The 24,187-nt window shown below is 37.4% G+C and carries 21 protein-coding genes and 1 other annotated feature; of the genes, 6 read left to right on the plus strand and 15 right to left on the minus strand.

Annotated features, from left to right (window positions below):
- Positions 1-203: 203 nt before the first annotated feature.
- On the plus strand, positions 204-407 hold the full coding sequence (locus WAZ07_RS09130; protein ID WP_090915838.1) for a hypothetical protein: 204 nt from the start codon (positions 204-206) through the stop codon (positions 405-407).
- Between the two features lie 43 nt (positions 408-450).
- On the opposite strand, the gene WAZ07_RS09135 is transcribed toward WAZ07_RS09130, so the two are convergent.
- From WAZ07_RS09135 to opp3b, 5 genes are all read right to left on the minus strand, one after another.
- Positions 451-2,091 (minus strand): peptide ABC transporter substrate-binding protein, encoded by a 1,641-nt coding sequence (locus WAZ07_RS09135; protein WP_336472178.1) that lies wholly within the window; start codon positions 2,089-2,091, stop codon positions 451-453.
- A 338-nt stretch (positions 2,092-2,429) separates the two neighbouring features.
- The gene (locus WAZ07_RS09140; RefSeq protein WP_336472179.1) at positions 2,430-3,365 is read right to left on the minus strand and encodes an ABC transporter ATP-binding protein; all 936 of its coding nucleotides are present in this window, start codon (positions 3,363-3,365) and stop codon (positions 2,430-2,432) included.
- On the minus strand, positions 3,358-4,401 hold the full coding sequence (locus tag WAZ07_RS09145) for an ABC transporter ATP-binding protein (RefSeq protein WP_396547189.1): 1,044 nt from the start codon (positions 4,399-4,401) through the stop codon (positions 3,358-3,360). The genes WAZ07_RS09140 and WAZ07_RS09145 overlap by 8 nt, the downstream gene beginning before the upstream one ends.
- A gap of 20 nt (positions 4,402-4,421) precedes the next feature.
- Positions 4,422-5,438 carry an oligopeptide ABC transporter permease gene (gene opp3C / locus WAZ07_RS09150; RefSeq protein ID WP_336472181.1) on the minus strand — a complete coding sequence of 339 codons (1,017 nt, stop codon included), beginning with the start codon at positions 5,436-5,438 and terminating at the stop codon, positions 4,422-4,424.
- Positions 5,435-6,364, minus strand: coding sequence for an oligopeptide ABC transporter permease (opp3b, locus tag WAZ07_RS09155; RefSeq protein ID WP_336472182.1), 930 nt, complete (start codon positions 6,362-6,364; stop codon positions 5,435-5,437). Before opp3b ends, opp3C begins: the two co-directional genes overlap by 4 nt.
- A 491-nt stretch (positions 6,365-6,855) precedes the next feature.
- On the opposite strand from opp3b, the gene WAZ07_RS09160 reads away from it, so the two are divergent.
- Positions 6,856-7,230 (plus strand): DUF3899 domain-containing protein, encoded by a 375-nt coding sequence (locus WAZ07_RS09160; protein WP_396546939.1) that lies wholly within the window; start codon positions 6,856-6,858, stop codon positions 7,228-7,230.
- A gap of 45 nt (positions 7,231-7,275) precedes the next feature.
- Positions 7,276-7,492, plus strand: a binding site (T-box leader).
- 129 nt (positions 7,493-7,621) lie between these two features.
- Positions 7,622-8,611: a tryptophan--tRNA ligase gene (gene trpS, locus WAZ07_RS09165; RefSeq protein ID WP_336472183.1), complete on the plus strand. Its 990-nt coding sequence runs from the start codon at positions 7,622-7,624 to the stop codon at positions 8,609-8,611.
- A gap of 388 nt (positions 8,612-8,999) precedes the next feature.
- Here trpS and WAZ07_RS09170 read toward each other — a convergent pair whose 3' ends face one another.
- The 5 genes from WAZ07_RS09170 to WAZ07_RS09190 all read right to left on the minus strand — a co-directional run bounded on the left by WAZ07_RS09170 (position 9,000) and on the right by WAZ07_RS09190 (position 14,047).
- Positions 9,000-9,746 carry a YjbA family protein gene (locus WAZ07_RS09170; RefSeq protein WP_336472184.1) on the minus strand — a complete coding sequence of 249 codons (747 nt, stop codon included), beginning with the start codon at positions 9,744-9,746 and terminating at the stop codon, positions 9,000-9,002.
- Between the two features lie 271 nt (positions 9,747-10,017).
- The gene (locus WAZ07_RS09175) at positions 10,018-10,806 is read right to left on the minus strand and encodes a DUF2268 domain-containing putative Zn-dependent protease (RefSeq protein ID WP_336472185.1); all 789 of its coding nucleotides are present in this window, start codon (positions 10,804-10,806) and stop codon (positions 10,018-10,020) included.
- Between the two features lie 88 nt (positions 10,807-10,894).
- Complete coding sequence (gene fabF, locus WAZ07_RS09180; protein WP_336472186.1) at positions 10,895-12,133, minus strand: beta-ketoacyl-ACP synthase II; 1,239 nt, start codon at positions 12,131-12,133, stop codon at positions 10,895-10,897.
- A gap of 28 nt (positions 12,134-12,161) precedes the next feature.
- Entirely contained in the window at positions 12,162-13,094 is a 933-nt protein-coding gene (locus WAZ07_RS09185) for a beta-ketoacyl-ACP synthase III (RefSeq protein WP_336472187.1), read from the minus strand.
- 80 nt (positions 13,095-13,174) lie between these two features.
- Positions 13,175-14,047 (minus strand): TetR/AcrR family transcriptional regulator, encoded by an 873-nt coding sequence (locus tag WAZ07_RS09190; protein WP_336472188.1) that lies wholly within the window; start codon positions 14,045-14,047, stop codon positions 13,175-13,177.
- Positions 14,048-14,212: 165 nt separating this feature from the next.
- On the opposite strand from WAZ07_RS09190, the gene WAZ07_RS09195 reads away from it, so the two are divergent.
- Positions 14,213-17,341, plus strand: coding sequence for an efflux RND transporter permease subunit (locus WAZ07_RS09195; RefSeq protein WP_336472189.1), 3,129 nt, complete (start codon positions 14,213-14,215; stop codon positions 17,339-17,341).
- A gap of 378 nt (positions 17,342-17,719) precedes the next feature.
- Here the strand turns inward: WAZ07_RS09195 and WAZ07_RS09200 are convergent, their stop codons facing one another.
- Genes WAZ07_RS09200 through WAZ07_RS09210 form a run of 3 tightly spaced genes read right to left on the minus strand, consistent with a single transcriptional unit; the run spans position 17,720 to position 19,580 of the window.
- The gene (locus WAZ07_RS09200; protein ID WP_020059831.1) at positions 17,720-17,899 is read right to left on the minus strand and encodes a ComZ family protein; all 180 of its coding nucleotides are present in this window, start codon (positions 17,897-17,899) and stop codon (positions 17,720-17,722) included.
- Between the two features lie 40 nt (positions 17,900-17,939).
- Complete coding sequence (locus WAZ07_RS09205) at positions 17,940-18,800, minus strand: NAD-dependent epimerase/dehydratase family protein (RefSeq protein ID WP_336472190.1); 861 nt, start codon at positions 18,798-18,800, stop codon at positions 17,940-17,942.
- A 48-nt stretch (positions 18,801-18,848) separates the two neighbouring features.
- Positions 18,849-19,580, minus strand: coding sequence for an alpha/beta hydrolase (locus WAZ07_RS09210; protein WP_336472191.1), 732 nt, complete (start codon positions 19,578-19,580; stop codon positions 18,849-18,851).
- Between the two features lie 155 nt (positions 19,581-19,735).
- Between WAZ07_RS09210 and WAZ07_RS09215 the strand changes: the two genes are divergently transcribed.
- A complete protein-coding gene (locus WAZ07_RS09215) occupies positions 19,736-19,921 on the plus strand; it encodes a YjzD family protein (RefSeq protein WP_090915806.1) in 186 nt (61 codons plus the stop codon).
- A 31-nt stretch (positions 19,922-19,952) separates the two neighbouring features.
- Here WAZ07_RS09215 and clpB read toward each other — a convergent pair whose 3' ends face one another.
- Together clpB and WAZ07_RS09225 are read right to left on the minus strand one after the other, a co-directional pair.
- Positions 19,953-22,559 (minus strand): ATP-dependent chaperone ClpB, encoded by a 2,607-nt coding sequence (gene clpB / locus WAZ07_RS09220; protein WP_336472192.1) that lies wholly within the window; start codon positions 22,557-22,559, stop codon positions 19,953-19,955.
- 156 nt (positions 22,560-22,715) lie between these two features.
- Positions 22,716-22,895: a YjzC family protein gene (locus WAZ07_RS09225; protein ID WP_242221120.1), complete on the minus strand. Its 180-nt coding sequence runs from the start codon at positions 22,893-22,895 to the stop codon at positions 22,716-22,718.
- 394 nt (positions 22,896-23,289) lie between these two features.
- Between WAZ07_RS09225 and WAZ07_RS09230 the strand changes: the two genes are divergently transcribed.
- Complete coding sequence (locus WAZ07_RS09230) at positions 23,290-24,099, plus strand: Cof-type HAD-IIB family hydrolase (protein WP_336472193.1); 810 nt, start codon at positions 23,290-23,292, stop codon at positions 24,097-24,099.
- Positions 24,100-24,187 lie beyond the last annotated feature (88 nt).

A 24,187-nucleotide genomic window follows, 5' to 3' on the forward strand; every position in this document is an offset into this window, starting at 1 on the left:
TATACATAAAAGTTATGCAAAAGATGTGCATTTTGTAAGAAAAGTATGTATACAAGAAAACAAAGGAACGTCTGTTCTTGATTTATTTTATCAAACTACTTTCCCGCCGTCTACACAAATACACTCTTTTTATCAAACAATTCTTTTTTTTTTGTCTTTTTCAACATACAATATAACTATACTTGTGCAAAGGGGGATTACATATGGGAGCTTTTTTTCTTGATTTTGTAATCGTTGCAGCATTAGTCATTGGGATCACCGCAACTATTGGGGTTGTAACAAATGGGATCGGCGAAAAATTGTTTGGCCGCAAAGACAAAATGAAATTCGTAAATAAATCTGCCGAAGTGCAAACTGGCTGGAATCAAGTTGGCGGTAAGGGAATTTATAAAAAACATACGTATTAAAAAAAGAAGCAGGATTCGAATCCTGCTTCTTTTTTCATGCGTATTATTTTCCTACAGAAGTCCATTTAAAGCTTAGCTCTGGACCATATTTATTGATGTAAAGATCTTTTATTGTTTCACGCTCTAAAAATGCTCTTCCACGTTGATAGATTGGTGCAATCGCCGCATCATCGAATAGGATTTTTTCTGCTTTCGAAAGATTATTCCAACGTCCTTTTACATCAGATCCTTCTTTCTTAGCCTTTGTAATCAGTTCATCATATTGAGCATTTGAATAGCCCATTTTATTTTGTGCACCGTTTGTTACAAATAAATCAAGGAATGTCATTGCATCTGGGTAGTCTGGTCCCCAACCGCTATATGAGATATCATAATCACCACTGCTCTCTAACTTTAACACTTGTGCAAAAGGTTGTACTTTCACATTTAGTTTTAAGCCTGGTAAATTCTTTTCTAATTCACCTTTTAAAAACTCACTAATTTTCTTCGCTAATTCTGTATCAGAGTTTAATAACGTTAATTCAATTGTGTCTTTTCCAAGCTCTTTTTTACCAGCTTCCCAATACTTTTTCGCTTCTTTCAGATCCACTTTTGCAAGCTTTCCATTTTCTTTACGGAAATCTTTCCCGTCAGAATTCTTAACAAAGTCTTCTGGAACTAAGCCGCCAGCTGCTTTTGAACCGTTATTCAACATTGTATTTATCATACCGTTGCGTTCAAACCCTAGAGAAATCGCTTTACGAATATTTTTATTTGCTAAAGCAGGATTCTTTTGATTTAAACGTAAGAAGAATACTGTTGGATCACTTGTCGTTTTAAAACCGCTATCTTTTCTATATTTATCTACAAATTCTGCTGATAAAAGAACACGGTCAACTGCTTTTGTTTCATATAAATTTACCGCTGTTCCTGTCTCTTTTACGATATTATAGTTGATTTCCTCTAATTTAACTGTTTTATTATCCCAATAAGATGGATTTTTCTTTAATTGGAAGCTTTGCTCATGTTTCCATTCACTTAATACAAATGGACCATTATATAATGTTGTATTTGCTTCTAGCCCATGCTTTTGACCTTGTTCTTTTACGAATTTTTCATTAAGCGGGAAGAACAGCGGATATACTGTTAAATTTACAAAATACGGAACTGGATTGTCTAGTTCTACTTCGAATGTATAATCATCAACTGCTTTGACACCTAATTGGTCTGCTGGCAATTGTTTCATATTGATCTTCTCTGCATTCTTCACATCAAACATAATGTAAGCAGATTTTGCAGCTGTATCTGGATTTACTGCTCGTTGCCAAGAATACACAAAATCTTTTGCTGTTACAGGGTCCCCATTTGACCATTTTGCATCTTTACGTAATTTAAATGTATATTTCTTTCCATCTGTTGATTTGTCATACGACTCGGCAACACCTGGAACTAATTTTTGATCTTTTCCAAGACGATATAACCCTTCCATTGCATTGTTCATTACGCTTGAAGATGCTGCGTCTGTTGTTAATGTTGTATCCATCGTTGGAAGCTCAGTTGTTTCAACCATATTGATTACTTGCTTCGCACTACTTGTGTCCCCTTTTGCTTTCGCCTGCGAATCATCTTTTGAATATCCGCATCCCCCTAGAATCATGCTTACTGTCAATGTTGATGCAAGTAGCACCGGCACCTTTTTCTTCATATATTATACCCTCCTCCAAAATGTTAGATCTTTCATTGAAAATAATAAAAAGTGATTAAGTTCTAACAATTCATATTATACATACAAATTGATTATTTGTATATTTATTTTTCTATTTTATGAAAATTTTCTGTTAACATTTTATACCTTCTCCTCGTTTTAACATCAATGTATTTATTGATTTTTTGTTATTTTTTAACTTATTTAAATTATCTGAATATAATTGTAGGATTTTTATGATATATATTTTGTACAAAATACTATGCTTTCTCTCTTTGTTGTTAAGTGTTCTTCTAAAAACAAAAAACCGAGCACATTTTCCATGTGCTCGGTTTCTCTTATTGATAGATTTCTTTATATTTCTTATACTCAGCCTCTGAGCAAAGAACGAAATGTCCTGGGCGAACTTCGCGCATTTCCGGCACTTCATTACCATATTGATGCTGAGACGGATCGTATACGATACGTTTACGATTACGCTCATAATCTGGATCTGGAAGCGGAATTGCCGATAGTAGTGATTTTGTATACGGATGAATTGGATGCTCGTATAACTCTTCACTCGTTGCAAGTTCCACGATTTTCCCGTGATACATAACACCGATGCGATCACTAATGTATTTTACCATCGATAAATCATGGGCAATAAATAAGTATGTTAAACCTTTTTCTTTTTGTAGCTGTTTCAATAAGTTAACCACTTGCGCCTGAATTGACACGTCAAGTGCCGAAATCGGCTCATCGGCGATAATAAAGTCCGGTTCTACAGCTAACGCCCTTGCAATTCCAATACGCTGACGTTGTCCACCAGAGAATTCATGCGGGAAACGACTTGCATGCTCACGGTTCAAACCAACCGTCTCAAGTAAGTCATACACACGCTTCATCCGATCTTCTTTGTTTTTAGCAAGACCGTGAATATCAATTCCTTCTGCAATAATATCTCCAACGCTCATACGCGGATTTAATGATGCGTATGGATCTTGGAAAATCATTTGCATTTTACGGTTAAATTTCTTTAATTCAGCACGTGATTTCTTACCGTGTACATTTTCCCCGTCAAACAATACTTCTCCTGCTGTTGCGTCATATAAACGAATAATTGTTCTTCCCGTTGTTGATTTACCAGAACCAGACTCTCCTACAAGTCCAAATGTTTCTCCGCGGTAAATATCAAACGTAACATCATCAATCGCTTTTACAACTCCGCCGTTCACGTTAAAATATTGTTTTACATTTTTTACTTCAATTAATTTTTCACGATTATTAGTCATGCTGTTCACCCGCTTTCATTTGTCGAATACGTCTTTGGACAATTTCAGGTGGCTCCACTTTTGGAGCTTGTTCATGAAGCAGCCACGTTGCTGCATAATGCGTATCACTTACTTTAAAGAAAGGTGGTTCCATTTCAAAGTCAATTTTTAATGCCTGTGGATTACGCGCTGCAAATGCATCACCTTTTGGCGGCTTTAATAAGTCTGGCGGCGTTCCTGGAATTGCATATAACTCTTCTTCCCCGCCTTCTAAACTTGGCATAGAAGCTAATAATCCCCATGTATACGGATGTTTCGGGTTATAGAAAATTTCATCAACTGTTCCAATCTCTACAACTTTCCCTGCATACATAACAGCTACGCGGTCCGCTACATTGGCAACAACACCTAAATCATGCGTAATAAAAATGATAGCCGCTTCTGTTTTTTGCTGAATGTCTTTCATTAGCTCTAAAATTTGTGCTTGAATTGTTACATCAAGCGCAGTTGTCGGCTCATCGGCAATTAATAATTTCGGATTACAAGCAAGCGCCATCGCAATAACAACACGTTGTCTCATCCCACCTGAAAATTGGTGCGGATATTGCTTGAGACGTGCCTCTGGATTTGGAATTCCTACAAGATCGATAAGCTCTAACGCAACTTTACGCGCATCAGCTTTACTCATTCCTTGATGTTTAATAAGACCTTCCATAATTTGATTACCAATTGTCATCGTTGGATTTAACGACGTCATTGGATCTTGGAAAATCATCGCGATCTCTTTTCCGCGAATTTGTTGCATTTCTTTTTCAGACAGCTTCGTTAAATCACGACCGTCAAAAATAATTTCTCCGTTCTTAATGCGCCCTGGCGGCTTTGGAATTAAGTCCATCAACGCTTTAGATGTAACGGACTTACCAGAACCAGATTCCCCCACAATTGCTAGCGTTTCTCCTTTTTTCAAATCAAAAGTAACTCCGCGCACTGCTTGTACTTCACCAGCATGTGTGTCGAATGAAACTTGTAAATCTTTTACTTCTAACAAAGTTTTCATCATTCCCTCTCCTTTCTTCTTTATTTACGCATTTTTGGATCTAATGCATCACGTAAACCATCTGCTAATAAGTTAAATGCTAAAATCAACAAACTAATTACAGTCGCTGGAATAAACATCATATGTGGATATGTTTGAATTGACTTATACCCATCACTTACTAAAGAACCTAATGATGCTAATGGCGGCTGAATTCCAAGGCCAATGAAACTTAAGAAAGCTTCTCCGAATACCGCATGTGGAATTGTAAACATTGTCATAACAATGATAGATCCCATTAAGTTTGGCACTAAATGTTTTACAATTAATTGTGTATTTGTTGCTCCAAGTGTGCGTGATGCTAATACGTACTCTTGATTTTTCATTTTCAACACTTGTCCACGTACAATACGTGACATGCCAATCCATCCTGTAAGAGTCATCGCTAATGTAATTGATAGAATACCAGGATCCATTACAATTACCATTAAAATTACGATAATTAAGTACGGAATACCATTTAATACTTCAACGAAACGCTGCATGAAGTTATCAACACGGCCTCCGTAGAATGCGGAGATACCACCATATGCAACCCCAATAACTAAATCAATTGCTGCTGCTAATAATGCGATATATAAAGATACTCGTGTTCCTTCCCACGTTCTTGTCCAAATGTCACGGCCAAGATCATCTGTACCAAACCAGAAATATTCTTTAATATCACGTTTCTCATACTGATCTACACCATATTGGTCTACACCATCAAAAGGCAGCCAGTGGATCTTCTCTAAAACCGGTATTTTCGGCGGTACTTTTGCACGATCTAAATCTTGATCTTTATAAGAATATTTACTCATCATCGGACCAAAAATCGCTAGCAGAATAATTAAAGCAAGAATAATCATTCCAAAAACTGCGCCTTTATGTTGAAACAGACGTCTTCTTACATCTTCCCAAAACTTTACACTCGGACGGGCAATAACTTCATTATCCGTATTGCTGCGATTTGCTGGTTGAAATAAATCTGGCGATATTTTTTGTACATCTTTCATCATTTTTTCCCTCCCGCTAAACGAATACGAGGATCAACTACACCGTATAGTACATCGACAATAAAGATAACAAGAATGAAAATTGCACTATAGAACATTGTTGTACCCATAATAACTGTATAATCGTTTAATGGAATAGACTTAACGAACTGTTCCCCTAAACCTGGTACAGCAAATACTTGCTCAACAACAAGTGTTCCTGTCATTAAAGCAGCAACCATTGGGCCTAAAATCGTAATGATCGGAATAAGAGCATTTCGCAGTGCGTGTTTTACAATAATTACACCTTGACTAATCCCTTTTGCTTTCGCTGTTAAAATGTACTCTGCTTGCATAACTTCTATTAATTCGGTACGTGCAAAACGAGCTATTGTAGCTATTACAGATACCGACAATGCAATTGTTGGAAGAATTGTATATTCAAACCCTTTCCAAAACGCTACCGGTAACCAGCCCGCTCTTACTGCTACATAATATTGTAGTAGTGCCGCAAAAACGAATGCAGGTACAGACATTCCGAGTACCGAAATGAACGTTGCCCCGTAATCAGCCCACGTGTTCGTACGAAGTGCTGCAACAATACCTAATAATAATCCAATAATAGTTCCTAAAACAATCGCTTGAAAACCTAATTGTGCAGATGGACCAATGCGGCCAACAATCATATCTGTTACTGGACGGTTATCATACTGGAATGATACCCCCAAGTCCCCTTGAACTAAATTTTTCATATAATGCACATATTGCACTGGTAGCGGATCATTTAATCCATATTTTTCTAAAATGATTTCTTTTTGTGCTGGTGATAATTTCTCCTGATTTTTAAGCGGAGAACCTGGCAACAACTTCATTAAAAAGAATGTTAAAGTTGTGATTAAAAATAATGTAATGATCATGTACGCGAAACGTTGTAATGTATAACGTCCCATAAATAGCACCTCCCCATTTTTTCAAAAGCAATAAGATAGTTTAAAATATTCTTACTATTATCTTTAAAAATAAGAGCATACGCCCATCATAGGCATATACCCTTGAAAACGATGGAATAAATTACATTATTACTACCATTTGTAATAAACCTATTTAAATATGAGATTAAATCTAGCAAATCAGGTTCTCTAATTGCGCATTATGTACCTTCATTTGTAAAAATTAGAATTAAAAGAATAATCTCCAAGTTTCTACAATTTTCATTATACATATAATGCGACGATTGTGAATATAATTTTTTATTTTTTTGTTAAAATTTTTAATTTACAGTGTATTTTATATATATTTTGTAAAGACAGGACTTAACATTGAAGTTATCTAATTAAAGGAAAATGCAAAATTATATATATTTTTCTAAAAATTCTTTATAGTACATATTATAACTTTTATAGTATAATAATTCTAGTAATATTTTGCGGAGGGGAAGCATTTGAATACACTTTTTTCACGTATTAGTATACTAACAGGAGTCTCAATTGCGATTTCTGGCGCATATGCTGCTATATTTTCCAATTCTTTTTTGTTGTATTTTATTAATATTATGTTTTATATCGCTTTACTCTTCATTATTATCGGAGGATTTGTATTTCTATTTCAACGCGGTTTTTTCAATGTAACAATGTATGCTTTTAAAAAATTAGGTCGATCCAATAAAAAGATTGAATCTTTAATTGAAGGAGAAGAAGAACGCGATCCGAAAGAAATATTATATCGAACTTATTCCTTTACATGGACATACCCTATCGTCATTACTGGTATCATATTAGGAGCATTATCAACAATTATTGGTTTCGCTATTAAATAATTTGCAAACGATTTATCATGTGTTATAATAGTACAACAATTTTATACGTATGCAATGAGAAAGAAGAGTACATATTGAGGCAATTTCAGAGAGCTTGTGGTTGGTGAGAACAAGTAATTGTACAATATGGAATGGGCTTTTGAGCACCAAACCGAAACGTTTCAGGAGTAGGCTTTGGCGTCACATCCAACGTTACAATGGATAAAGAGATTTTGCTTTCGCAAAATAATTAGGGTGGTACCGCGGTCCATTCGTCCCTACTTTTAGGGATGAATGGGCTTTTTTTGTATTCGAAAAGCGCAAACGGCTCGTTCAAAACCACAAAACGTTAGGGTTCTAGACGAAAATATGAAAAACTAAAAACAATACAACTTTTCAAGGAGGAAATGATATGTCAGTTATTTTTTCAGGCATTCAACCAAGCGGAACAATTACACTTGGTAACTATTTAGGAGCAATGAAGCAGTTTACAGAACTGCAAAATGAACACGATTGCTATTTCTGCATTGTAAATCAACATGCAATTACTGTACCGCAAGATCCAGTACAGCTTCGTAAAAACATTCGCAGTCTAGCAGCACTATACTTAGCATGTGGCATCGATCCAGAAAAATCTACATTATTTGTACAATCAGAAGTTCCAGCACACGCTCAGCTTGGATGGATTATGCAATGCACTGCATATGTCGGTGAATTAGAACGTATGACGCAATATAAAGATAAATCAAACGGAAGAGAATCTGTTCCAGCTGCTTTATTAACATACCCGCCATTAATGGCAGCAGATATTTTACTATATAATACAGAGATTGTTCCAGTTGGAGAGGACCAAAAACAACATATGGAGTTAACACGCGATTTAGCAGAGCGTTTTAACAAGCGTTATCGCGAAGTATTTACAATTCCAGAAGTTCGCATTCCAAAAGTAGGGGCTCGCGTTATGTCATTAACAGAGCCGACGAAAAAAATGAGTAAATCTGATCCAAATCCAAAATCGATGATTAGTTTACTTGACGATCCAAAAACAATTGAAAAGAAAATTAAAAGTGCTGTAACCGATTCAGACGGCATCGTAAAATTTGACAAAGAAAATAAACCAGGTGTTTCAAACTTGTTAACAATCTACTCTTCTTTCTCAGGGAAAACAGTTGAAGAGTTAGAAACAGCGTACGAAGGCAAAGGATACGGCGACTTTAAAGGCGACTTAGCGCAAGTTGTTGTAGAAGCAATTCGTCCAATTCAAGACAAATACAATGAACTTATTAACTCTCCTGAATTAGACGAAATCCTTGATCAGGGGGCCGAAAAAGCAAACCGCGTCGCAATGAAGCAACTTCGTAAAATCGAAAACGCAATGGGGTTAAGCAGAAAACGAAGATAAGAGGAAAAGCGCAAGCGGCTCGCTCAGAATGGAAGGGGGATGGAGCTCCTGACGTAGAGGTGCTTTTTACCTCGCAGGAAGGCGCGAAGCCACCTACCATTCTAGCCGCTGGAGCTGGACATCAAAGAAAAGCGTAGCCGACTGTTTAGCCCTGTTGGCTAAGGTTCTTTCGCACAGAAAGTGATTTTTACTTTCTCGTGCGGAAGGTTCTTAGACAGGAAGGGCTAGGAGGCAGAGCTGGACAAGAGAAAAGCGGATGCGGCTCGCTCACTCGCATGACGAATTTTGTCGAAGAGTCTTTATTTCGTGTCGAATCGGCGATATCTTAGCGGACACAAAAAAAGGAATGATCCTAAAAGGCACCTACGCACCTTTTGGATCATTCCTTTTAATTTACCTTTTGCTCATTTTCCATTTCCCACAACTTTTCAAAGAACGGTTGTCCTCTTACAAGTCGCTCACAAAGCTGTTCATGTTTACCTGACCATCCGTGCTTCGCTTCGTCATACAAGCGATTCCACACTTCTTCAAACGGTAGATGTTGTACAGCTGGATATGCTGCTGGATCCCATTCTGTATACCAATAGCGAATCTCCGCTGGATTTTTCGTTGTATGTAGCTGGTCTAGTGCCATAAAGAGCAGTTGTTTTAATTGTCGTTCTTTCCGTGTTAACCCATTCATCATATGCGGGGAAGGTGATAAAATATGATGTTCCTTTTGCTGCGATTCCATTTCAAGATCATATGTTTCTGCTTGTACGTTTTCTACCATTTCATACACCATTTGCTCTTGTCTTGGAATCAGTCGGCTTTTACGTATTGGAATATTGTATCCAATTGTATCAATCGCAATTATTCCTTTTCCATCTGATACAACAAAGCAATACTCTTGCTGCAGTCGTTCATGGTTTTTTCGAATATACGCCTTATGATGTACGTCTTCCAATAGTTTTTGCGGAAGCTCTAGCAATTCGTTCTCGATGTAATGATATAATGTGGAATCTACTTTTACTAATGGTACTTGATCTAACAATTCGATCGTATCATCCTTCCGCCATTCATAGAAATGACAGACGTTATACCCGTTTTCTTCACCTTCAAACCAATTTACCCATACATCATGCAGATATAACATTGCTTACCCCTCACTTCACAACTGTTTGTATATCTCATTATGGTCATCTTTCGTAAAATTTATTCCAACGGAGGAAATATATTCTTATTAATTAATTTCTTCATAATCCTCTATCTTTCATGCTTAACAGTAAAACTTTCATTAGATTTTTGCAGCAAATAACAAGCCATCAGTGGAATTGTTCTTCATCCTTCACTGATGGCCAACTAGGCTTTACTTCTCACGGAATTTTAAGGTGTAGACTCATACAGGATAAACAGATTAGCAATTTTTATGAGTCAAAAGACAATGCTCCCTCTAAAATAGCTTTAGCATCCATTTCTAATAAAGAAGTTGTGTTCCATTTCTTATGCTCTACACAATCTTTTACAATATGAAATCCCACAGCATATCCAAGCATTTTTGGATAAAATCCTCGTCCATTTAGCAATGTATCGTGCTCGCGTGTCCCTCGTTGTATCCCCCGCTTTTTTTGTATAAACCGATGCCAAAACATAATTGCCTCGTCTTTCTTATAATAAGACACCCACGGAGCATAGTAACTTTCCCCGTGCCGTTCATACACCGCATGTTCTGCCAATCCCTCCATCATCATTGTATCCAAAATGGTATACGCTTCTTCTCCCTTCTCATTTGCATGAATTCGACATATATGATGATATTCATGAGTAAGCAATGCCTTTAACTCGGCAATCGAATTTTGTGAACTCACAAACAAAAACAAAGCATTTCGCATTGCTAATCCCGCTTTTCCGTTATATTCTCGTTGAACAGTTCGATTATACGGATCTGATAACAAAATAAATACCGGTATATCAGGTCCTTTTAACCATTGCTGCAGTTTTTTATATTCTATCGCCAATTGCTCCCATACTCGTTCTTTTTGCAATACGCCTATTTCTTCCTCACCACCTACTACCGGACGAAACATTCCTTTTGAAACAAGAAACCGATATAACGCTTCTTTCTGAAGCGGAATATACTTTGTAAACTTCTCACAAATTTTTTCTGGCTCCTGATAATACTTACTCATCCACACCGCCGTTTGAATCACTCCCACCTCTCCCACTCTCCTTTCGTTCCATACATATGCAACGAAACGAAAGAAAGCATAAAAAAAAATGCAGATTTTCATCTGCACTTTTTTATTATTTATATTCTTTAAATACTAATGCTGCGTTATGTCCACCGAAACCTAATGAGTTACTTAATACAGCACGTACTTTTTGTTGTCTTGCTTTATTTGGTACACAATCTAAATCACACTCTGGATCTGGTGTTTCATAGTTAATTGTTGGCGGAACAACGCCATCTTGAATTGTTTTCACAGATATAATTGCTTCTACCGCACCAGCTGCACCTAATAAATGTCCTGTCATTGATTTTGTTGAACTTACCGCTACTTTATATGCATGCTCGCCAAATACTTCTTTAATTGCCATCGTTTCATATTTTTCATTCGCTTCTGTACTTGTGCCGTGCGCATTAATATAATCGATATTTTCTGGCTGAAGACCCGCTTCTTCTAACGCTTGACGCATCGCACGCACACCGCCTTCACCGCCAGGAGCTGGTAGCGTAATATGGAACGCATCACCTGTTGCTCCGTATCCAACGATTTCAGCATAAATATGTGCACCACGTGCTAACGCATGCTCTAATTCTTCTAATACAAGAATTCCTGCTCCTTCTCCCATTACGAATCCACTTCGATTTTTATCGAACGGACGACAAGCAGTTGCTGGATCTTCATTAAATGTTAATGCTTTAGCTGAACAAAATCCAGCAACCGCCATATTTGTTAACGGTGCTTCTGCTCCGCCTGCAATCATCGCATCTGCATCTCCGCGCTGAATAACTTTATATGCATCACCAATAGAATTTGCACCGGATGCACAAGCTGTCACTGTACATGTATTAATCCCTTTTGCACCTAATGCAATGGACACCTGGCCTGCAGCCATATCAGGAATCATCATTGGTACGAGGAATGGACTAACGCGGCGTGCGCCTTTTTCATAAAAAACTTTGTACTGCTCTTCATACGTTTCCATACCACCGATTCCGGATCCAACCCACACACCAATGCGCGGCCCATTTTCTTCTGTAATTTCTAGCTTTGCATCTTCCACAGCCATTTTTGCCGCTGCTACTGCATATTGTGTAAAGCGGTCCATACGACGCGCTTCTTTCTTATCAATATATTTCTCGACTTCAAAGTCATTAATTTCCGCGGCTACTTTCGCAGGAAATTGATCTGCATCTAAGCGTGTAAGATGTCCAATTCCAGATACACCATTTTTAATATTTTCCCAAGCAGTTTCTACATCCGTTCCAACTGGAGTAACTGCTCCTAATCCTGTAATTACAACACGCTTTTTTTCCATACAAAATACACTCCTTTTCTCTCAGTCCTTATTTACCCCAACGAAGAGCAACTGCTCCCCATGTTAAACCGCCGCCAAAACCAACTAATATGATGAGATCGCCATCTTGAATACGTCCATTTTGCAATTCTTCTACTATAGCAATCGGAATTGAAGAAGCTGACGTATTCCCAAACTTGGAAATTGTCGTACTCATTTTTTCTTGCGGTAAATTTAGCCGTTCTCTCGCTGATTCCATAATACGAATATTCGCTTGATGAGGCACTAAAAAGTCTACATCTTCTTTCGTAAGACCTTCTTTTTCTAAAACACGAAGACACGAATCACCAAGCTGACGAACAGCAAACTTAAAGACTTCTCTGCCATTCATCATAACATATTCATCACGATAAAGGTGTTTACCACCACTTCCATCCGCTCCTAATTCAAATGAAAGAATCCCTTTTCCTTCTGAAACGGCCCCCATAACAACAGCGCCTGCTCCATCTCCAAATAAAACAGCAGTATTTCGGTCATTCCAATCTACAATTTTAGATAATTTATCGCTACCAACTACTAATATATTTTTATAAGTTCCAGTTTGAATAAATTGTTGCGCTGTAATCATTCCGTACATAAAACCAGCACAAGCTGCGCTTAAATCCATCGCTGCTGCATGCTTTGCTCCGATTTCTTCTTGAACTACGCAAGCAACCGCTGGAAACGAACGGTCTGGTGTTACTGTTGCAACTAAAATAAGATCAATTTCTTCTCCGCTAACCCCTGCATCTTCAAGTGCTTTTTTTGCAGCTTCCGCAGCCATATGTGAAGTATCTATTGTATCATCAGCAATGCGTCTTTCTTCAATCCCTGTTCTTGTTCGAATCCATTCATCAGATGTATCCATTATTTTCTCTAAGTCGTAGTTTGTGACAACTCTTTCTGGCACATATCTCCCGATCCCTAAAACGCCTACATTCACATTACAACCCTCCGATTTATATCAATTCTTATGACTTGGTACTAATTTTAAATGATAAGTTTCCTTTTGTCTATATATTATTAATTTGTTATTTTATAGTACATTGCAAGTCTTTCTCGAAAATCACGCAATTCTGGATACAATTTTAAGTTGGACAACATCCCTTGAATAACTGGAACTCGCGGATGATCCGTTTTCATTTCTGATTCCAGTACATCTAGTGTAACCATTAATTCATCACTTCCTAATTGGTCTACTAGCGCACGCTTTAACTTAATAATTTCATTTATAAATAATTCTTCCTTATGTCCGTTCATTACATTCGTATTGCACAAAAAATGATTGAGTTCTCGTTCTACAATGACTGGTTCGTCCTTTGAACGTTGCAATCCCGCTACGATATCATCCATTCTCTTTAAGATAAATTTTGTCGTATACGCTATATCTAAATTTACCATATTAAAGATAATTAGCTCTAAATATCCACGTGATATTCCTTCTAGCATAATAATTAAGTCAACAAGATGAGAGGCAATCTCTTCCCCGTAAATAGAAAGTAAACTGTTTCGATAAAAAGCATGTGATTCTAGTTTCATTCTCGTCATAAATACTTCTACTTCTTTATTAAAGGGAATTACATTTTCTCTCATACACATAATAATGAATTCTTTTTTTTGTTGTAATTCGTAAAACTGACAATGTAATTGTTTTTCAAATTTCTCACGTGGAAGTAATACTTCTTTTTCAATATCCATCAGTTTATTCTGAATCTGATCGTAGTAATACTCGAGCGTTGCCAATACTAATGTATCTTTCGATTTAAAATACAAATAAAAAGCACCTTTAGAAATACCGCATTCTGTTGCTATTTCTTGAATAGACGTTGCATTCACGCCCTTCATCGCAAATAATTTAATTGCCGTTTCAATAATTAACCGTTCTTTTTCCTTCATTTTTTTCCTCTCCTAAAAAACACTCTTATCCGCATTATGACTCATCAGTCAAAAATTGCAAGTAGTTCACAATATTTTACCTTTCCGTTGACTGTTGACCAGTCAGTCATTTATACTTTGGTTATTATGACCGATTGGTCAGTTTCGATAAAAAGGAGCATAGAAATGAATAAAATGATTAACTTTTCGTTAAACAATAAGTTCGCCGTCTGGCTATTAACGATTATTATTACGGTTGCAGGAATTTATTCTGGTCTTCGTATGAAGTTAGAAACAATCCCAGACATCACAACACCACTTGTGACAGTGACAACTGTGTATCCTGGCGCTACTCCAACTGAAGTAGCAGAAAAGATTTCGAAACCAATCGAACAACGACTGCAAAACCTAAGCGGAGTAACCGTTGTCAGTTCCTCTTCTTATCAAAACGCATCTTCTGTTCAAGTAGAATATAACTTTGATAAAAATATGGAAAAAGCAGAGACAGAAGTAAAAGAGGCGCTCGCTAACTTACCTTTACCGGAAGGCGTAAAAGAACCGAAAATTTCTCGCCTTAGCATCAATGCTTTTCCTGTTATTTCATTAAGTGTCACAAATAAAAATGAATCTCTTGCACAGCTAACACAGCGAGTAGAAAAAGATATTGTTCCAGGCTTACAAGGATTAGACGGCATTGCCTCTGTTCAAATTTCGGGTCAACAAGTAGAAGAAGTACAACTTGTCTTTAATAAAGAGAAAATGAAAGAATTAGGCCTTAGCGAAGAGACAGTCAAGAACATGATTAAAGGTTCTAACGTTTCTATGCCGCTCGGACTATATACATTTAAAGATAAAGAAAAATCCGTTGTTGTAGATGGCAATATTACAACGTTAAATTCTTTAAAAGAAATGAAAATCCCGCTTATCCCTTCTACAAATCAAGGGAGTTCACACGGACCGGTTCAGGCGCAGCAGCCTAATATGAATCCAGCTGCAGCTGGGCAAGCATTGGCTATTCCAACTGTATCATTGCAAGATATTGCCGATATCAAACAAGTTGGAAAAGCAGAATCCATCTCGCGTACAAACGGAAAAGAAGCTATCAGCCTACAAATTGTAAAAGCTGCTGATGCGAATACAGTTGACGTTGTAAATGCTGTAAAGAACAAAGCAAATGATTTTGAAAAGAAATTTGATAACATCGAAATCACTTCAACATTCGACCAAGGTGCGCCAATCGAAAAATCAGTTAGCACAATGTTAAGTAAAGCTATTTTTGGTGCCATTTTCGCTGTTATTATCATCATATTGTTCTTGCGTAACATTCGAACAACACTTATTTCTGTCATTTCAATTCCACTTTCTTTATTAATTGCAATTTTATTATTAAAAGAAATGGATATTACATTAAATATCATGACGCTTGGGGCAATGACTGTCGCTATCGGCCGCGTTGTCGACGATTCAATCGTTGTTATTGAAAATATTTACCGGCGCATGGCTTTATCTGATGAAAAATTAAAAGGAAGAGACTTAATTCGCGAAGCAACGAAAGAAATGTTCGTTCCAATTATGTCATCTACAATCGTAACCATCGCGGTCTTTTTACCGCTCGGTCTTGTAAAAGGAATGATCGGTGAACTATTCTTACCATTTGCTTTGACAATTGTTTTCGCCTTATTAGCATCTCTTCTTGTAGCTGTTACAGTTGTTCCAATGATGGCACACTCTTTATTTAAAAAGGAAAGTATGAAAGAAAAACAACAACATAATCATGAAGAGAAGCCAAGTAAACTTGCTAATGGATATAAACGCCTTCTAGAATGGGTATTAAACCATAAAATTATTACGTCTAGCATTGCGGTTTTATTATTAGTAGGAAGCATTGCACTTCTGCCGATTGTAGGTGTAAGTTTCCTACCATCTGAAGAAGAGAAAACAGTAATTGCCTCTTATAATCCAGAACCTGGGCAAACATTGCAAGATGTCGAAAATATTGCAACAAAAGCAGAAGATTATTTTAAGAAAAATAAAGATGTGAAAACAATTCAATTCTCACTTGGCGGAGAAAATCCGATGAGCCCAGGTAAATCGAATCAAGCATTATTCTTTGTTCAATACAAAAACGATACAAAGAACTTTGAGAAAGAAAAAGAAAAAGTTACTAAAGATCTGCAAAAGATGACAAACAAAGGAGAATGGAAAAACCAAGACTTCTCATCTGGCGGAGGCAACAATGAAATCAAGTTATACGTATACGGCGATAATTCAGAAGAGATTAAACCTGTCGTAAAAGAGATTCAAAATATCATGAAAAAAGATAAAACGTTAAAAGATATCGACTCGAGCATTTCCAAAACATACGATGAATACACATTAGTGGCAGATCAAGAGAAGTTAAGTAAACTCGGACTAACTACCGCGCAGGTAGGCATGGGACTTTCCGACTCTCACGAACGCCCTGTCTTAACAACAGTTAAAAAAGACGGCAAAGAGATGAATGTGTATGTTGAAGTGAACAAACAAAACTACGAAAATGTCGATGATTTAACAAATCGAAAAGTACAAACGCCATTTGGTACGGAAGTGGCTGTAAAAGACATTATGACTGTAAAAGAAGGAGAAACGTCTAATACCGTAACAAGACGGGACGGCCGCGTATATGCAGAAGTAACTGCAAAACCAACAACAGACGATGTCGCAAAAGCTTCTCAAAACATTCAAAAAGAAGTAGATAAGCTAGACTTACCATCTGGCATTGAGGTGTCAATGGGCGGTGTATCTAAAGATATTCAAGAATCCTTTACACAACTTGGCTTAGCGATGTTAGCTGCCATTGCGATTGTATACTTCGTTCTTGTGATAACATTCGGCGGGGCACTGGCGCCATTTGCGATTTTATTCTCGCTTCCATTTACGATAATCGGTGCCGTTGTTGCCTTACTAATTTCCGGTGAAACATTAAGCATCTCTGCAATGATTGGTGCCCTTATGTTAATCGGTATCGTTGTTACAAACGCCATCGTATTAATTGACCGCGTTATTCATAAGGAACGCGAAGGTTTTACAACGCGCGAAGCATTATTAGAAGCTGGTGCGACAAGATTACGCCCAATTTTAATGACGGCTATCGCAACGATTGGCGCCTTACTTCCACTTGCATTAGGCTTTGAAGGAAGCGGCCTTATCTCAAAAGGTCTTGGCGTCACAGTAATCGGTGGATTAACAAGCTCTACACTATTAACATTATTAATCGTACCAATTGTGTATGAAGTAGTAAGTAAATTCAAACGAAAAAACAAAGTAGCTAAATAAAGTGAAACTTCCATCAGTGGGATTTTTCTTCATCCCCACTGATGGAAAGCCCACCCAATCGGGCTTTTATGGGCAGTTATCCCCACCTCTCTTCTTTGCTTCCCTTTCAATATTGAGGTGGGGATCTTACTGCCCGTTAATGCGGGATAAAAAAAGCGAGACCTTTCCATCAAAACGGAAAGGTCTCACTTTTTTATTTTTCAGACCGACAAGTCAATGCTATGTAGAAAATAACATGACAGCTACTTGCTTTCTCCTTTTGTTTTAACCTTGCACGTGGCAGAAAAAGGCCCTGACCGCTTCTATGCACGGCCAGATGCTCTCACCCACCCTAAAAAGAAAATGGTTTTTATGTCGGTTTTTCAATTCGTATTTATTTTACTCTTTTGCATCCGCTTTCCCAAGTTCATACGCTTCGCCCATAACCTTCATTAATAATTCCAATACAGGCTGTGCTTTTGCCATATCTAATGCCACACCGTGATCATCTAAAATCGCCTTTGCTTCTGGTAAATGCTTCATTGCGATTTGTAAAAACTGCATATTTTTTTCGTTCACATTTCCTCATCCTTTCCTCATCAAAACTTTCTTTTCCAGTTTACCACGTGTTACTTGTCTCGTATAACTTCCTATATTTTTTTATATGAGAAATTTGACGCAGCATCCCCTTTTCTAAGGAAAACTTACTGGGAACAACTATCTTTTCCTCATCACCTTTTAGACACTCTTTCTTCTGTATTTGATCCCCCCCTGTTTTCTGTAATATTTCAATTCCTTTTTGCCACCGGTTTTTCTCTTCACTACAAAGAGCATATAGTTTCATTTCCAACTTCCTTTGACCAATCGTATATAAACAGTTCGCAACATCTTCAACATACAAAAGATCACATGTACATTCTTCTATAGGAAGAGAAATCGTTTGTTGTTTTAACCCTGCTAGAATGATATGGTGATACGTCATAAATGATGGTTGCCACGGTCCATATACTGCCGGAACACGTAGTATGCAGTAATCTGCATCGCCTTTTTGTACTTCTCGTTCAATTTTTGAAAAAAGCATACTATTTTCATTATCACTAGAAGCATGACTCACTTCTACAGAAGATGAAATAACGAATTTTATTTTTTTTCGTCTGCAAAAACTCTCAAATCGCTTTACATATTGCAATATGGTGCGTTCATTTCTAAAATTCTTTTGCTGATTCGGCTCACATAAGCAAAAGTATGCAGCATCAATATCTGTTTTCTCCAAAACTTCCCATCCGTCATGATCCCGCAAAGCAAAATACATAAACAATGCATTTCGACCAATCAAACATAATTTTTCTTCATTTATTTTGGAAACACTGTTCATATCATCAAAATCAAACGCATACACTTCAATTTCTTCTTCAAGAAACTTCTGCACAAGATGATAACCTATAAACGTTAACGCCCCAACGACAATTACTCGTTTCATTTTCGCTCCCTCCTCACATACATAAAAAGCTCCTTATGTATAGGAGCTTTATAAATCTTCATACCACTTAAAAAACTGACATGCATTTTGCGCCATTTTATATTTTACATCCTGTAGATGAAATGATAATGAAGTCGGACAATTCTCTTGCAAACGTTTCTTTTCATATTCCCGAAACAACTGTTTCCGTTCTTTTTTTTCTTGAGCAGATACAAATATTTTTACTGGAACGGAGGATACTAAATATGGAAATGCTTTCTTTTCAATTTTTCGTTCTAATTCTGATTCCGTTGCATCATATGCTTGCATCAATTCACGAATTAATCGCTTATAAAAAAATTTGTGCTCTTTTTCAAATTCAACATGTGCTGGTAAATGAAGACACGGATTAAACATAAGAACCGAACGCACACATTCTGGATATTGCGCCATCATTTGCAGAGCAACAAGCGCACCCATCCCTTCTGCTATGATATGAATCTTTTCGTTCAAAATTTCCTTTTTCATAACAATATGATACAATCGCTTCGCCAGACGTACCGCCTGTTCATTCCCCCAATGTCTACCGTATAAATTAGAGGAAAAGACTGTATAGCCCTTCTTTCGCAATTCGTTTAAAAGTTGCAGCCGTCCTGCATGCTGAAGCCATAAACTTGTACCATTCTCAATAAAGTAATTGTAGTCGCCTAATAGCAATATACCGAATCCATTTGGCTTTTCCGGCAAGTGAATCACGCATGGCTCTTGTTCTAAAAAGAAAAAACGTTCCGTAATACTCATACTTCTCCCGCCTTATATGACAACATCAAATTTACTCTTTTATAATGTATGATACGAAGAGCAATTTGCTTTGCAAAAACGACAAATATTTTTCTATATTCTTTTTCGAGTTATGATACAATAAAGACAAACTGAACGAATAGAGGTGTAAAAAGATGCGTGTAATTTGGGCCTTTATCTGGTCGTTCTTGCTTGTGCAAATGATGAGCTACGTAATTAGCTCTATGACGCCAGGCGTTACATACGATTTTGGGCAAGCGTCTATTTTTTCTGTAGTTATTACTGTACTTGTGATCGCACTTGGAGCATTAATTCCAAACGAACCTGCACAGCAGCATTAATAAAAAAGAGTCCGGATACCCGGACTCTTTTTTATTGAACGTTAATAGCTAACTCGTTATTTAACACATCAATCAATACATGACTATGATCTGTAATCGTGCCTGCAATGAGCGCACGCGCTAACTTCGTTTCAATTTGACGCTGTACATAGCGTTTTAACGGACGTGCACCGTACATTGGATCAAACCCAGACTCTATAACAAACTCTTTTGCAACATCTGTAAGTTCCACTGTAATATGACGATCTGTTAAACGATGTTGCAGCTCTTTCACAATTTTATCAACAATACCTTTTATCTCATTTGTCGTAAGTGGTTTAAAGAGAATAATTTCGTCCACTCGATTTAAAAACTCTGGACGGAAGTGACCGCGAAGTTGTCCCATTACAAGGTTTCTTGCTTCTTCTTGAATAGAGCCATCTTCTCCTAATCCTTCTAATAAATATTGCGATCCGATATTGGACGTCATAATAATGACTGTATTTTTAAAATCAACTGTACGTCCTTGTGAGTCTGTAATACGCCCATCATCTAACATTTGCAGTAAAATATTAAACACTTCTGGGTGTGCTTTTTCAATTTCATCTAATAAAATAACAGAATACGGTTTACGGCGCACAGCTTCTGTTAATTGTCCGCCCTCTTCATACCCGACATACCCAGGAGGTGCTCCGATTAAACGGGATACGGCATGCTTTTCCATGTACTCAGACATATCAATTCGAATGATTTGTTCTTCGCTATCAAATAAAGACTGTGCCAATGTTTTCGCAAGTTCCGTTTTCCCAACACCTGTTGGTCCTAAGAAAATAAACGAACCAATCGGACGATTCGGATCTTTAATTCCCGCACGAGCACGTAATACTGCATCTGCCACAAGACCGACCGCTTCTTCTTGTCCGATGACACGCTCTGATAAAATTTGCTCTAAACGAAGCAGCTTCTCACGTTCTCCTTCTACGAGCTTTGCAATCGGAATACCAGTCCAGCGCGATACGATATTCGCAATTTCTTCTTCACTTACTTCTTCACGAAGAAGACGGTTATCTTGCTGTTTATTCGCACTTGCTTCTTCTGCTTCTTTCAATTCTTTTTCTACAGCTGGAATTTTGCCGTGACGAAGCTCTGCTGCTTTATTTAAATCATAATTTCCTTCCGCTTCTTCTAGCTCTCTTCGCAACCGCTCTAAACTTTCGCGTAAATCGCGCACTTTATGAATTTCTTCTTTCTCTTTTTGCCACTGCGCCCGCATTCCACTTGCTTTTTCTTTTAAATCCGACAACTCACGCTGCAATGTTTGCAGGCGTTCCCTACTTGCCCGGTCTGTTTCTTTACTTAGCGCAGCCTCTTCAATTTCTAACTGCATAATACGACGTGTTATTTCGTCTAGCTCTGTTGGCAGCGAATCAATTTCTGTCCGAATCGTTGCACATGCTTCATCAACTAAATCGATTGCCTTATCCGGTAAGAAACGATCAGAAATATAGCGATCTGATAACGTTGCAGCTGCAACAAGAGCACGATCATGTATATTCACACTATGATAAATTTCAAATCGTTCTTTTAAACCGCGCAAAATAGAAATCGTATCTTCAACTGTCGGCTCTTCTGCTAATACTTGTTGGAAACGACGCTCTAATGCCGGATCTTTCTCAATATATTTACGATATTCATCAAGTGTTGTCGCTCCGATACAATGCAGCTCGCCGCGCGCTAACATTGGTTTTAACATATTTCCGGCATCCATTGCTCCCTCTGTTTTTCCCGCACCAACAATTGTATGCAGCTCGTCGATAAATAATAAAATCTTTCCTTCACTTTTTTTAATTTCATTTAAGACCGCTTGCAGACGTTCTTCAAATTCACCGCGGAATTTCGCACCTGCAACAAGCGCACTCATATCAAGTGAAAAAATCGTTTTATCTTTTAATCCTTCCGGTACATCTTTGCGGACAATACGCTGCGCTAATCCCTCAACGATTGCCGTTTTCCCAACACCAGGTTCACCAATTAATACAGGATTATTTTTTGTTTTACGCGATAAAATGCGAATCACGCGTCTGATTTCACTATCACGTCCAATGACTGGATCAATTTTCCCCTGTCTTACTTCCGCTACTAAATCACGACCATATTTTTCTAAAGCTTCGTATGTTACTTCTGGATTTTGACTCGTCACTCTTTGATTCCCCCGAACTTCTGTTAATGCTTGCAATAACGCTTCTTTCGTAATACGAAGCGACGTAAATAATTCACGTATATCATTCGTTCTCTTTTCATCACATAACGCAAGAAGAATATGTTCCACTGAAATATAATCATCTTGCAAATGCTTCGCTTCTTCTTCAGCCCTTACAAGCAGCCCCTGAAGAGCACTTGTAATATAAACTTTCCCTGCTTCCGTGCCTCCTCCTGTAACCGCTGGCTTTCGCTTCAACAGGCGTTCTACCCCTTGCACGAACTGATCTATATTTACATTCATCTTTTGAAAAATACGAATTGCTAATCCATCTTGCTGCTGAAGAAGCGCGGCTAAAAGATGTACAATATCAATTTCTTGGTGATGATGCTTAGTAGCAATTGATTGTGCACCCATAATCGCTTCTTGTGTTTTTGTCGTCATTCGATTTAAGTCCATCGCGCCACAACTCCTTTATAGTTTGACTTTTTTTGACCTTTGATTTGATTATACGACAAATTACCCATTTTATTCAACAAAGAGGACTTTATGACAATCTTATTTTTTAAATTTATTCACCACAATAAATCCCGCAGCTTATAACCGCGGGATTTGTTATGGTTTTCTTTTATATGTCCATTGTCTATTTTGATTTGTAACTCCTGGAAATTTATCTCCAGCAGAAAGCTTTACCATTTTTGGATCCTTAACCATACTTCCTGTTTCACCAATTTCAACATAAATGCCGTCATTCGGTGCTTTTTGACCAGCTCGGAATCGATGACTTTGTCCCATATTCATTCTCCTTCCATTCCATCATTACATCTTTAGTATGTCCCATTTTAGAAAACCTTTTCTGTTATGTTTAGGAAACCATGCTCATATAATGAAATTACACATTTTAGCAGGAAATAAATCAGTATATGTGGAAACAAAAAAAACTGGCCATAAAGACCAGTATCAAAGGAGAGTCAAACAACTTATACGAGAAGATTACATTCTCATTATAAACACGATAATCATCACATTGTAACCCCTTTCACAAATTGTACAAAAGGAAAGGAACATTATTCGAACTTTCAGAAAAAAACTTGACTTTTCTCGTTACCAATGACAAATAGTAGACAACGCAATCATGCAGGAATTAAGATGAATATACACAAAACTTTTTATAAAAGGTGTGAGACGCATGAAAAAACAACATTTAATTGCATTAGATTTAGATGGCACTTTACTTACAGATCAAAAAATGATTTCAACTCGTACAAAACAAACCATTACAAAAGCAAAAGAACAAGGCCATATCGTTGTTATCTCAACTGGCCGTCCATTTCGTGCGAGTCATGCATATTATAAGGAACTTGGATTAAATACACCGATTGTAAATTTTAACGGCGCATACGTTCATCATCCACTTGATACGAACTGGGGAACGCATCACTCTCCACTTGAACTTACTACTGCACAAGAAATCGTTCGTGCATGTACGGAATTTGGAGTAGAAAATATTTACGCAGAAGTGATTGATGATGTATACGTGAAACAACTTGATGAAGACAAAAAACATATTTTCGAATTTGGCTCTCCGAAAATCTTCACAGGTGATTTACTCGATATTTTACGAGATCATCCAACTTGCTTATTAATTGATGCACATGAGTCAAAATCAAATTCTATTCGTCAACATTTAACAGATATGCATGCAGAAGTAATTGATCACCGCAAATGGGGAGCTCCTTGGCCAATTATTGAAATTGTGAAAAGCGGGTTAAATAAAGCAATTGGCCTTCAAAAAATTTCAAGTTACTACAATATCCCAAAAGAACGTATCATTGCGTTTGGTGATGAAGATAATGATTTTGAAATGATCGAATTTGCCGGACATGGAATCGCCATGGGGAACGCCATTCCAGAATTAAAATCATTAGCAAATCGCGTAACATTATCAAACGAAGAAGATGGAATTGCTCTTTATTTAGAGGAGGCACTTGGATTGTAAGGTGAAAATTCCCTGCTTATAGTATGACGCCAAGCGCACATACTATAGGAGACACAACAAATGTGTCCATGCTTTTCTGCTAAAAGGG

The organism is Bacillus bruguierae (assembly GCF_037104725.1).
Lineage (GTDB): Bacteria > Bacillota > Bacilli > Bacillales > Bacillaceae_G > Bacillus_A > Bacillus_A bruguierae.

Bases quoted from the DNA above. Each gene is read 5' to 3' on its own strand.
- WAZ07_RS09130 (WP_090915838.1), top strand. From the start codon at position 204: ATGGGAGCTTTTTTTCTTGATTTTGTAATCGTTGCAGCATTAGTCATT.
- WAZ07_RS09135 (WP_336472178.1), bottom strand. From the start codon at position 2,091: ATGAAGAAAAAGGTGCCGGTGCTACTTGCATCAACATTGACAGTAAGC.
- WAZ07_RS09140 (WP_336472179.1), bottom strand. From the start codon at position 3,365: ATGACTAATAATCGTGAAAAATTAATTGAAGTAAAAAATGTAAAACAA.
- WAZ07_RS09145 (WP_396547189.1), bottom strand. From the start codon at position 4,401: ATGAAAACTTTGTTAGAAGTAAAAGATTTACAAGTTTCATTCGACACA.
- opp3C (WP_336472181.1), bottom strand. From the start codon at position 5,438: ATGATGAAAGATGTACAAAAAATATCGCCAGATTTATTTCAACCAGCA.
- opp3b (WP_336472182.1), bottom strand. From the start codon at position 6,364: ATGGGACGTTATACATTACAACGTTTCGCGTACATGATCATTACATTA.
- trpS (WP_336472183.1), top strand. From the start codon at position 7,622: ATGTCAGTTATTTTTTCAGGCATTCAACCAAGCGGAACAATTACACTT.
- WAZ07_RS09170 (WP_336472184.1), bottom strand. From the start codon at position 9,746: ATGTTATATCTGCATGATGTATGGGTAAATTGGTTTGAAGGTGAAGAA.
- fabF (WP_336472186.1), bottom strand. From the start codon at position 12,133: ATGGAAAAAAAGCGTGTTGTAATTACAGGATTAGGAGCAGTTACTCCA.
- WAZ07_RS09190 (WP_336472188.1), bottom strand. From the start codon at position 14,047: ATGAAGGAAAAAGAACGGTTAATTATTGAAACGGCAATTAAATTATTT.
- WAZ07_RS09195 (WP_336472189.1), top strand. From the start codon at position 14,213: ATGAATAAAATGATTAACTTTTCGTTAAACAATAAGTTCGCCGTCTGG.
- WAZ07_RS09205 (WP_336472190.1), bottom strand. From the start codon at position 18,800: ATGAAACGAGTAATTGTCGTTGGGGCGTTAACGTTTATAGGTTATCAT.
- WAZ07_RS09210 (WP_336472191.1), bottom strand. From the start codon at position 19,580: ATGAGTATTACGGAACGTTTTTTCTTTTTAGAACAAGAGCCATGCGTG.
- WAZ07_RS09215 (WP_090915806.1), top strand. From the start codon at position 19,736: ATGCGTGTAATTTGGGCCTTTATCTGGTCGTTCTTGCTTGTGCAAATG.
- clpB (WP_336472192.1), bottom strand. From the start codon at position 22,559: ATGGACTTAAATCGAATGACGACAAAAACACAAGAAGCGATTATGGGT.
- WAZ07_RS09225 (WP_242221120.1), bottom strand. From the start codon at position 22,895: ATGGGACAAAGTCATCGATTCCGAGCTGGTCAAAAAGCACCGAATGAC.
- WAZ07_RS09230 (WP_336472193.1), top strand. From the start codon at position 23,290: ATGAAAAAACAACATTTAATTGCATTAGATTTAGATGGCACTTTACTT.